A 10,542-nucleotide genomic window follows, 5' to 3' on the forward strand; every position below is an offset into this window, starting at 1 on the left:
TCGCATCGCGCCGGAAGGTTTTTGGCCAGATTGCCGGCCACCGGAACTGAAACGTTGTCAACTTCCGGCTCCGGACCGCCGCCAACCACCCGCGCCGACCTCCGAGTTGGGGACGTACCGACGTACCGACGTACCGATGCCCTGACGGCGCCCGGCCACCCCGGCATGTCAGCTGGTGTCGGGCTCGCCCTGCCGTACGGAGTCGTGGGCGGCCAGTGCGGCGTGCAGCGTCAGCAGGTCGGCGCCCCGGGCCGCGTCCAGTTTGGTGAGCTCCGTCGCCTTGCGCAGGCGGTAGTCCACCGTGTTGGGGTGCACCTGGAGCCGGGCGGCGGCCCGGCGTCGGTCGAGGCCACAGGCGAGGAAGGTCCGTAGTGTGTCGAGCAGTTCCGGGCGCCCGGCCAGTGGGCCGAGCAGCGCGGCGAGCCCGTCCCTGGCCCGGCTCGGGCGGCTCAGCTGGTACTCCAGCAGCACATCGTCGAGCAGGTAGAGTCCCGGCCCTCGGCCGGATGCCTCCGCGACGCGCCGTACCTCACCGACCATCCGGGCGGCGTCCGCGACGCCGTCCGGTGCGGCAGCGGCCGCCGCCACCAGCAGCTCGGCGCCGCACATCCGACCGAGCTGCTCGACGAGGCGGGTGAGCCGCCCCCGGTCCGCGGCGGCGAAGTCGGCGGCCGGCGTCTCGTACGGGATCAGCACCAGCCCCCCGTCGCCGGACAGCACGGACAGCGGGACACCCGGTGTCTGGCGCTGCAATTCGTTGCGCAGTCGCCGGAGTTTGCGGCGAGCGGCGACAGAGTGGTTCACGCCGGGCCGCAGCTCATCCGGGTGCGGTCCCATGGTGATGCTCAGGACGAGGTACGTGGGAGGCAGCCGGATGCCGGCGCGGTCGGCCGCGGCCTGCGGGTCGCCGCCCTCCAGCAGCCGGGACAGCAGAGACTGCCGGGCGACCTGCTCGTCACCGAGGGCCGCCTGCCGCTCCTGTACGTACCCTGCCGCGACCGCGCAGCTCACCTGTCGGAGGTAGCCGAGCAGCCGGTGTTGGACCAGCAGTACGTCCGGCAGGTCGCTCGGCTCGGCCGTCGCAAGGATCTGGGCCGCGCACTCCTCCGCACCGAGGTGGTAGGCGCCGACGACGGCTTCCAGCGGCACGCCCTCATCGGCGCGTCGAGCCGACGACTCGCTGATCCTCGCCAACTCGGCTTCCTCCGGCAGCTCGCCGTGGCGCAGCACCCGGATGAAGGCCCGGATTCCGCGGTCCACCTCCTTGGTGACCTCACCGCGGAGCTGTTCCGAGGGCAGTGCTCCGTAGGCGGGCAGCTGCTCGACGAGCCGGGCCGTCACCGCCGGCGCCAGGGTCGGCGCGGCGGCCAGAAGCCGCTTGTGAACCGGGACGCCGCCGAACTGCGGCCCCACCGCGCTTTCCGCGGGTTTGGATCCGGTCACAATGCACCTCGCGAATCTCTGTTGTGCGACCCGGAGACATGGCCCCGTCGCGCACCCATGCTGGTTTCCGGGACGTTACTTACTAGTTGGTAACACGCCTGCCCGGTGGATCGCCAGACGCGTTCAGACCCAGAGCGCATCCTCCACCGGATCCCCACGCCCCCACCCGCACCGGAGGACCGCCGTGCCCGCGCAACAGGCCGCCGCGCCCCCACCTGATCACGCCGCCTCCCTGCCGGGGCTGCCTGCGCCACCTGCTGATCCGGGCGCATTCCACGGACCGGGAACCTGAGCACACGTCAGGCCCGGCACGCAACGGCCGATGGACCGCCACGGCGGCGTTGCCACGCCCCACGGCGACGTTGCCCGGAACGTCCAGGTCCGGCCGGTCCACCAGACCGCGCGGAGCAGCCACTTCGGACCGCTTCACCGGCGGGGCGACCCGCCCGGCCAGGTGGTCCCGCCGTGTCCCGCCGTGTCCCACCGCGTTCCACGCATCAGTGCCGCCCACGGAGACCTTCCATCTCCGGCAAGTCCAGCGATCCCATTCCACGATTCGGGGGAGTCATGTCCAGCAACACCGTTCGTCTCCTGGCCACCGCCCTTGTCGCCGCGATGGTCGTGACCGCCGCTCCGGCGGCAACGGCTGCCGCGGTCACGCCGTCGAGTGCTACCGCGAGCGACCCCTTTTACACCTACACCGGCAGCGAGCCCCTCTCCTCGTTCGCGCCGGGCACCGTGCTGAAGACGCGGACGCTGCAGTACCACCTCGTGGGCCTTCCCACGCCGGTCACGGCGATCCAATTGCTCTATCGCACGACTGACGCCCAGGGCCGTCCGTCGGCCAACGTGACCACGGTGGTGCGCAGTCTGACGGGCGATGGCAGCAAGGCGGTGTCCTACCAGTCGTTCTACGATTCGCTCAACCCCGAGGACGGCCCGTCCCGGGCCATCGCCGGTGACCTCACCCTGGGCGGCGTCATCGCGAATGCCGAGGCCGTCTTCATGGCGCCGCTGCTGCTGCAGGGCTACAACCTCGTCATCCCGGACACCGAGGGACAGACCGCCAACTTCGCGGCCGGCCCGGAGTACGCGACCAACACGCTGGACTCGATCCGTGCCGCAACCAGGTCCGCGGAGACCGGCATGGACGCCAACACCAGGTTCGGTCTGATGGGATACTCCGGCGGCTCCATCGCGACCAACTGGGCGGCCGCGCTCGCACCCTCCTACGCGCCCGAGGTCAACAGCAAGCTGGTGGGTTTCGCCGAGGGCGGTCTGCTCGTGGACCCGGCACACAACCTCAAGTACGTGGACGGCTCCCTCGTGTGGTCGGGTGTCATCCCCATGGCGATCATTGGCGTCTCCCGGTCGTACGACATCGACCTCAAGCCCTACCTGAACGGCTACGGCCTGGAGGTGTACGAAAAGCTGGAGCACGGGTCGATCGTCGACGCGCTGGGCCACTACCCCGGCCTGACCTGGAAGAAGATGGCGAAGCCGCAGTACTCCGACCCGAATTCGGTGCCTGCCTTCGTCCAGGCGGTGAACAGGATCAACCTCGGCTCGGCACCCACCCCGACCATCCCGGGGTACATCGCGCAGGGCAACGGGGGAGTCCTGGAAGGAACCTTCGGCAACCGCCCGGGCATCGGCACCGGTGACGGGGTCATGGTCGCCGGAGACGTGAGGACACTCGCCCGGCAGTACTGCGGGGCCGGCAACGGATCGATCAAGTACCAGCAGTTCGACCTGCTCAGTCACGTCGGCGTGCCCGTCATCTGGGCACCCGTCGCGATGGACTGGCTGAACGACCGCTTCGCAGGCAGCAAAGCCCCGTCCGACTGCGGCCACATCCCCGCAGGCAACTCGCTGGCGCCGGAAAGTCCGGTGCCGGCCTCCTGATACGCCTTGGGCACTCCGGGCCCCGCCGCACCCGATTGCGCGGCGGGGCCTCGCCGTAGTGCTCGTCGTAGCCGTGGTTCTTCGCCCAGGCACGGTTCGCCGCCACCCTCCCGTGCAAGGGGTGAAAGCGGGGCCGCTGCCGGGCCGGCATGCGCCCTGCCGTTCCGGTCGCGTTCCGTCCTATGATCGATACTCCGCGTACGAGGGGGGCTCGGTATGGGGGCAGGCGGGGCGGCATCGCAGCGGGCGCAGGACGCGCGGCGGCAGGAGCGGTTACTCCGGGAGCAGTGGCAGGCCGCCCGTCGGCAGGCCCTGCGGTGGGAAGCAGCCGGCGAAGGCGAGCAGCGGGTTCTCGCCCAGCTGTTGGTACTGACCGCGCGCGGGTGGCGGTTGCTCGTCGACCGGCAATGGTCCGGGACGCGGACCGCCAACGCGGACATGCTCCTGGTGGGGCCCGGCGGTGTTTTCGTCATCGACGTCATGGCCGGCGGCGAGCCGGGGGACGAACACGCGGCCAAGCTGCTCGCCGCCACGAAGGCTGCCGAGAGCGCAGTGGCGTCTCTCGGAATGTCACCGGTGGCGGTCCAGCCGCTCATGGTGTTCGCCGGGCAGCGTTTCGACGCGAGCCTCGGCCGGATACGGCTCCTGGGTGAACACGAGATCGGCCCCGTGCTGCTCTCGCAGCGGCACAGACTGCGGGGGGAGTCGGTCCGGGCGATCGCCGATCATCTCGAGCGGGTGTTCCCGCACCATGCGGGGTCGGCCGTCGACCAGCAGGTGTCGTCGGCGCCCGAGCGCCACCGACAAAGCTCCTCGGACGGGCTGTTCGACCTGGAAGGGCTGCGTGACGCGGCCTTGAAGGGGGCGATGCAGGCGCCGATCGAGCAGTGGATGACCTTCCTCCACCCCGATCAGGTAACACTCGTGCGCCGCAACTGGTCGGGCCCGGCACGCATCAGCGGACCGGCGGGTACCGGCAAGACAGTCGTTGCCCTGCACCGTGCGGCCCACCTGGCCAGGCGGACGACCGGCCGCATCCTGTACGTCACCTTCGCCAACAACCTGCCCCGTGTGCAGAGCACCTTCCTCAGGACCATGGCCCCGGCCGTCGCCGACCGGGTGGACTTCCGCAGCCTCCACTCCTGGGCACAGGAGTTCTTGCAGGAGCGGGGCATACCGGTGCGTCTGCACGGAGACAAGGCCGAGACCGCCTTCAGCCTTGCCTGGAAACACGTCGGCCGCGAGAGCCGACTGGCCGAGCTCGACCCGGCCCCGACCTACTGGCACGAAGAGATCGACTACGTCATCAAGGGGCGAGGCCTCACCCGCTTCGAGGAGTACGCGACCGTCCCCAGGCGCCGGAGGAAAGCGAGCCTCCACCGCACGCACCGGCAGGCGGTGTGGGAGCTGTACGAGGAGTACGAATCGCTGCGCAGCGGGCGCGGCGTACACGACTTCAACGACGTCCTCTCCCTCGCCCTGGCCGAAGCGTCACGCCGGCGCGAGCGGCCCCGTACGCGGGCGTCATCGTGGACGAGGTCCAGGACCTCACGCTTGTCGGAGTGCGTCTCTTGCACGCGCTCGTCGGTGATGTGCCCAACGGTCTGCTGCTCGTCGGCGACGGCCAGCAGACCGTGTACCCGGGCGGCTTCCGCCTCACCGACGCGGGCATCGACATCCGTGGCGACCGCGGACAGGTGCTGCGCACCAACTACCGGAACAGCAAGCAGATCTTGGACGCGGCCCTCACCGTCGTGGCCGACGATGCCTTCGAGGACCTCGACGGCACGCGCACCCCGGGCCGCCGCGATGTCGACCTCACCTACCACGACGGGGACGTCGTACGCATCACCAGGCCCACGGTGGACGCCCACGACAGGGAACTTCTGGACGCCCTGCGCTCCCTGCCCGATGGCGCGCTTGCCGACACCGCCCTGCTGTGCCCCTCCATGCGCGCCATCGGCCACTACCAGCGGCTGCTCGCCCAGGCGGGCATCCCCGTGTGCCCGTTGGAGCACTACCACGGCCGTGCCGTCGACGCGGTGAAGCTGGGCACCTATCGCAGGGCCAAGGGCCTGGAGTTCAAGAACGTCTTCTTGCCCCGGCACGATGCGGTGCTCGCGAACGGGACGCAGGCCGACACGGCGGGCGGTACGGAGACGTCGCAGACGGCCCGGGAGCGTGAGGAACTGCTGCGCAGCCAGCTCTTCGTGGCGATGACCCGGGCTCGTGACCTGCTATGGCTCGGCAGCGTCACCAGGTAGGGGCCCGGCGGTTCGGGTGGCGAGCCGGAAGAGGGCTTCGGCGGTGGGGGTGTCGGGGGCGGGCTGGTAGACGATGAGTTGTTGGCCCGGGGCGGCGCGGACGTCGAAGGATTGGTAGGTCACGGTCAGGGGGCCGACGGACGGGTGGTGCAGGTGCTTGGTGTCCTGGGTTTTGACCAGGACCTCGTGGGTGGTCCACAGACGGGCGAAGTCCGGGCTGTGGGCGGTCAGGGTGCGGACGAGAGACCGCAGGCGCGGGTCGTCCGGTGTGATGCCGGAGGCCTGCCGCAGGTGGGCCGCGGTGGCCCGGGCCGTGGAGGTCCAGTCGGTGTAGAAGCGCCGGCCCGCCGGGTCGAGGAAGACCATGCGCGCCAGGTTGTCCGCCGGCGCGAACGGTGAATGCAGAGCCTCGGCCCGGGGGTTGGCCGCCAGGATGTCCAGGGCGGCGTTGATGACGAACGCCGGGGCGTCCGAGAAGCCGTCCAGGAGCTGGCGGAGGGCCGGGCTGATCCGGTCGGTGGCCGGCCGGTCGGCCGGGGGTGTGCCGGCCAGGCGGTGCAGGTGGGCGTGGGTGTCGGGAGCGAGGTGCAGGGCCCGGGCGAGGGCGTCGAGGACTTGGGGCGAGGGATGGCGTTCGCGGCCCTGCTCCAGCCGGGCGTAGTAGTCCGCATTCACTCCGGCCAGGCCGGCGACCTCCTCGCGGCGCAGGCCGGCGACCCTGCGTACGCCGTGGCTCACCATGCCGACGTCCTGCGGCCCCAGGGCCGCCCTGCGCGCGCGGAGGAACTCTCCGAGGAGATTGCCGGTCACGGTCATGGCCACAGGCTAGGCGGTGAGGAGGTGTGCTGCCTGGGTCTGGTGCGTCCTGGTTGGCCGGCTGCTGGATGCACAGACTCGGTCGGGCGGAGTCAGCCGTTTCGAACGAGGAGTAGGGCAAGTATGAGGAACGAAGCCAAGGTCGTGGCCATTACCGGAGCCAGCAGCGGGATCGGGGAGGCGACGGCTCGGCGTCTCGCTGCCGACGGCCACCGGTTGTTCCTGGGCGCGCGGCGCACCGATCGGCTCGATGCGCTGAGCCGGGAGATCCATGAGGCAGGTGGCACCGCGGCCTTCCAGCGGCTGGATGTCACTGACGCCGCCGATGTACAGGCCTTCGTGGCCGCCGCCTGCGAGCACTACGGCCGAATGGACGTGATGGTCAACAACGCCGGGGTGATGCCGCTCTCGCCGCTGGACGCGCTGAAGGTCGACGAGTGGGACCGGATGATCGACGTGAACGTGCGGGGTGTGCTGCACGGGATCGCCGCCGCCCTGCCAATGATGCGCGCCCAGGGCGGCGGGCACTTCGTGAACGTCGCCTCCGTCGGTGCGTACGAGGTGTCGCCCACTGCGGCTGTCTACTGCGCCACCAAGTTCGCCGTCCGAGCCATATCCGAAGGGCTCCGCCAGGAGTCCGACGGCTCCCTCCGGGTCACTCTGGTCTCTCCGGGCGTGACCGAGTCCGAGCTGGCCGAAGGGATCTCTGATCCTGCCGCGAGGGAGGCCATGAAGGCCTATCGCGCCGTGGCGCTGCCGGCGTCCGCCATAGCCGAGGCCATTGCCTATGCCGTCGCCCAGCCGGCAGAGGTCGACGTCAACGAGATCGTCGTACGTCCTGCCGCGAGTGCCCGGTGACCGCCGGGGAGTACGAGGACCTGCTGCGCCGACTGCGGGTCCTGGAGGACAAGGAAGCGCTGCGGCGGCTCATGATCCGCGGTTGGCGGGCGCTGGACCGCAAGGACTGGCGGGCCTGGATCGAGTGCTGGGCCGAGGACGCGGTGCTGGAGTTCGGGCCGTGGGGAGAGATCCATGGGAGGGAGGCGGTCCGGGCGAAGGTGGAGGAGGCGGAGGCGCACTTCCCGAGCATGCAACACCACATTCTGAACATGGACTTCCAGGTGGAGGAGGACCGGGCGACGGGCATCGGATACATGTGGTTCGTTGCCGTCACGCGGAGCGAGCCGAGCTCTTCGCCCTACTCCATGGGCGGTCCGTACGACTGGGACTTCCGCCGGGGTCCCGAGGGTGGCTGGCTCCTGGTCCGCCAGAGGCTCGGCGTCTGGTGGACCGACGGCGACGAGACACCGGAGAGCTTCGGCTCGGGCCGCCCCCCTGCCGTCGGTGCCCCTGCGCAGGACGGGGCTGGTCACAGCTGACCATGGGGGGATTCCCAGGAAAAAAGGACCAGTCGATGCACCCCTCGTGTGGCCGGAGACGGCCCCGCAGCTGCTGGCTGACCCACGACGCGCCGGCCCCGATCGAGGACGTCCGCGCGCGGCGCCGCCGCCGGGCGGCGGCGGCCGAGGCTGCCGCCCTGCGCCGTGCCCGAACCGAGCCTGCCGGTACCGCCCGGGTCGTCTCGCAGTTGGGACGGACCGCGCGAGCCGGAGGAGTCAGGGCTCGGGGACGTTGCCGTTGCAGCTCGTCTTACTGCACGCGGCTGGCGGCGTGGGCGTTGTCGTCCTTTGCCTGGGCGCGGGTGCCAGGGGTGACGCAGACGAGGTCGCTGGCGGTTGCCTCGCGCCATACGTACCCGGACTTGCAGGTGGGGTCACTGGGGCTGACCCGCCGATCTGCGGCGTGGGCGTTGTCATCCCTTGCCTGGGCGCGGACGCCGGGGGTGACGCAGACGTGGTCGTCGGGGCCGGTAGCTTCACGCCACACGTACCCCGACTTGCACGTGTCCGTCTGCGAGACCAGTTTCGGGGCTGCGACGGCGGCAGTTGGTAGCACAATGCTCCCAACGACTGTGATCACCGCTACCGAGGCAGCGGTGACACCAGGAAGGCGCTTGTGAATGCGGGCCATGCCTTTCACACTCCCTGTCTCAGAACCTCGCTCGCCGAGACGCCTATTCGGTGTAAATGGGATGCCGCGCTGGCTCGACAAGGCTGCGATCGTGTCACCACGTCTCGACGTGACTCAGACGTAACGTATGCCTTAGATCTCACCCCTGAAAGGGGCGTATTGATCGGCTCTCGCTACCTGTCCTTCTCGAGTTTCGCACCTCACCATGTAGGACGCATGTTGGGCCTATACGAGGGCAACTTCCTGGCTTCCTCATCGAGGTACCGCCGACGCGCTCCAGCGTGGACGTCACCAGATCCGTGATCGCGGTCTTGCCCGCACCTGTCTGCCCGGCGATCACGAGACCGTGGGCCGGTCCTGGGAAGCGGCCTGGAGATGCAACGGCACGATCTCGCTGCGGAAGATCGCCTCGTTCTCTTCCTCGGTCAGGATGTCGCGTGTGCGGTCGACCTCGCTCACGCGCGCGTCCTGCTTGGAGCGGCGATTCGCCGGTGGATGACCGAGGAAGACCGGGCCGGCCTGAGAGAGGTTCTGGCCCGCTGCCCCGAACCGGACAAGGCCGCCGGACACGTCCCGACTGTGACCTTCCCCCGCCAGCGAGGCACCGAGCAAGCGACCACTGCCGCGGTCGATCAGGCATGCAGGATGCTCCGGTTGCCCACCATCCGGTCCCAGTTCCCCGAGCTCGCCGCGACAGCCGAACGCGAGCAAATGTCCTACCTCGGCTTCCTCGCCGAGTGCGACGACCGGGCCCGCCGACGCTCCGAACGGCGGATCAAAGCAGCCGGTTTCCCCCGCGACAAGTCCCTCCGAAAGTTCGACTTCGACGCCAACCCCAACATCGACGCGGCCATGATCCACACTCTCGCCACGTGCGAATGGATCAAGAAGAGCCTGCCGCTCTGCCTGATCGGCGACTCCGGCACCGGCAAGTCCCACCTGCTGATCGCCCTCGGGACCGAAGCCGCGATGGCCGGCTACCGAGTCGAGTACGTGTTGGCGACGAAGCTGGTCAACGAGCTCGTCGAGGCCGCCGACGAGAAGCAGCTGACGAAGACGATCGCCGTTACGGCCGCGTGGATCTTTTGTGCATCGACGAACTCGGCTAGATGGAATTTGATCGCCGCGGCGCCGAGCTCCTGCTCCAAGTTTTGACCGAACGCGAGCAAAAGAACAGCGTCGCCATCGCCTCAAACGAGTCGTTCCGCGCCCGCGCGGAGCAGCAATCAGTGGCTGGTTGACCAACGCAGCCGAGCTCGCATAGAGAGCTGCCGTTCCCCCGGCCAACTGCGCAGCAGATTCACAACTCTACGAGGCACCGAGCTCTCCTGCGGTGGGCGGCTCCCGCCCATCCGGGTGCCGTTGGCAGCACGTACAGGGGGTTAGCGCCGAGGCCGAGATGACCTCCCGACCTCCGTGGTATCCCAGGTTGGCCTGCGGGGCCTGGTCGAAGGAAAAGTCAACCTCTATAAGCCGCACGGCAGCAGCCAGTGCCGCAGGCAGCTCGGACGCCAAAAGCGGTTGTGTTGGCACGCCGTATCGAGCGTAGCGACAGTCGTGCTCCTCGTCCCAGGTGAACAGATACGGCGCCCGTGCCAGCTCGACGACGCAGTACGAAGGACAATCATCCTCCCCGCACTGCGCGTCGAACCACTCCGGGTGACGCGTCCTGGCCCAGGCCGTCGCCTCATCCATGGTCTGTTCATGGGCGTTTGCCGCCGAGGGCACAGGGCCGAACGCGGAGTAGAACAACCCGACTCGGCCGAACGGATCTACCGCCCACCAGTGGAACTGAAGTCCCCAACGAGGATGCACAAAGGCCATGAGATAAGCATATTGGGGGCGTCATAACTCCTTCTGTGCCACTGGGCCTGACCTACGGCGAAGCCTGGCGTTCATTCCGTTCCGATCCGGTCGTACCCAATTGTCCAGCTGGGTACCGCAGGCCCCAGTCTCGAACGATGACCGCCTGGCCGACTCGGGTGCTGCTAGGGCCTGTGTGATGTCGTGATCAGTTCCTGGGTTCTACCCTCTTCGTGGGGTGGAACCCGGTAGGACTGTGGCCGTGACGCGCAGGCAACTC

The 10,542-nt window shown here is 69.2% G+C and carries 7 protein-coding genes and 2 pseudogenes; 6 read left to right on the top strand and 3 right to left on the bottom strand.

The annotated features are described in order from the left end of the window. Nucleotides 1-168: 168 nt before the first annotated feature. Entirely contained in the window at nucleotides 169-1,443 is a 1,275-nt protein-coding gene (locus tag ACZ45T_RS31200; protein WP_468447198.1) for a PucR family transcriptional regulator, read from the bottom strand. Between the two features lie 567 nt (nucleotides 1,444-2,010). Between ACZ45T_RS31200 and ACZ45T_RS31205 the strand changes: the two genes are divergently transcribed. The 3 genes and pseudogenes from ACZ45T_RS31205 (at nucleotide 2,011) to ACZ45T_RS31215 (ending at nucleotide 5,612) form a co-directional block, all read left to right on the top strand. Further along, nucleotides 2,011-3,348, top strand: coding sequence for a lipase family protein (locus tag ACZ45T_RS31205; RefSeq protein WP_468447200.1), 1,338 nt, complete (start codon nucleotides 2,011-2,013; stop codon nucleotides 3,346-3,348). 216 nt (nucleotides 3,349-3,564) lie between these two features. Further along, nucleotides 3,565-4,773: pseudogene (locus ACZ45T_RS31210) on the top strand (nuclease-related domain-containing protein); the annotation flags it as partial. A gap of 104 nt (nucleotides 4,774-4,877) precedes the next feature. Further along, a complete protein-coding gene (locus ACZ45T_RS31215) occupies nucleotides 4,878-5,612 on the top strand; it encodes a 3'-5' exonuclease (protein ID WP_468447202.1) in 735 nt (244 codons plus the stop codon). Here the strand turns inward: ACZ45T_RS31215 and ACZ45T_RS31220 are convergent. After that, nucleotides 5,586-6,422 (bottom strand): helix-turn-helix transcriptional regulator, encoded by an 837-nt coding sequence (locus ACZ45T_RS31220; RefSeq protein WP_468447215.1) that lies wholly within the window; start codon nucleotides 6,420-6,422, stop codon nucleotides 5,586-5,588. The genes ACZ45T_RS31215 and ACZ45T_RS31220 overlap by 27 nt on opposite strands. Before the next feature lie 129 nt (nucleotides 6,423-6,551). Here ACZ45T_RS31220 and ACZ45T_RS31225 point away from each other — a divergent pair, with 129 nt between their 5' ends. Further along, a complete protein-coding gene (locus ACZ45T_RS31225; RefSeq protein WP_468447204.1) occupies nucleotides 6,552-7,286 on the top strand; it encodes an SDR family oxidoreductase in 735 nt (244 codons plus the stop codon). Continuing rightward, on the top strand, nucleotides 7,283-7,807 hold the full coding sequence (locus tag ACZ45T_RS31230; RefSeq protein ID WP_468447207.1) for a nuclear transport factor 2 family protein: 525 nt from the start codon (nucleotides 7,283-7,285) through the stop codon (nucleotides 7,805-7,807). The genes ACZ45T_RS31225 and ACZ45T_RS31230 overlap by 4 nt, the downstream gene beginning before the upstream one ends. A gap of 988 nt (nucleotides 7,808-8,795) precedes the next feature. On the opposite strand, the gene ACZ45T_RS31235 is transcribed toward ACZ45T_RS31230, so the two are convergent. Next, nucleotides 8,796-9,029: a hypothetical protein gene (locus ACZ45T_RS31235; protein WP_468447219.1), complete on the bottom strand. Its 234-nt coding sequence runs from the start codon at nucleotides 9,027-9,029 to the stop codon at nucleotides 8,796-8,798. A gap of 9 nt (nucleotides 9,030-9,038) precedes the next feature. On the opposite strand from ACZ45T_RS31235, the pseudogene ACZ45T_RS31240 reads away from it, so the two are divergent. Then, nucleotides 9,039-9,664 (top strand): annotated as a pseudogene (locus ACZ45T_RS31240) (ATP-binding protein); the annotation flags it as partial. Nucleotides 9,665-10,542 lie beyond the last annotated feature (878 nt).

It is taken from the genome of Streptomyces sp. NPDC030995 (genome assembly GCF_055571215.1).

What these genes read in the sequence shown, in the direction of transcription:
- ACZ45T_RS31205 (WP_468447200.1), top strand. Translation starts at nt 2,011, where the DNA reads ATGTCCAGCAACACCGTTCGTCTCCTGGCCACCGCCCTTGTCGCCGCG.
- ACZ45T_RS31225 (WP_468447204.1), top strand. Translation starts at nt 6,552, where the DNA reads ATGAGGAACGAAGCCAAGGTCGTGGCCATTACCGGAGCCAGCAGCGGG.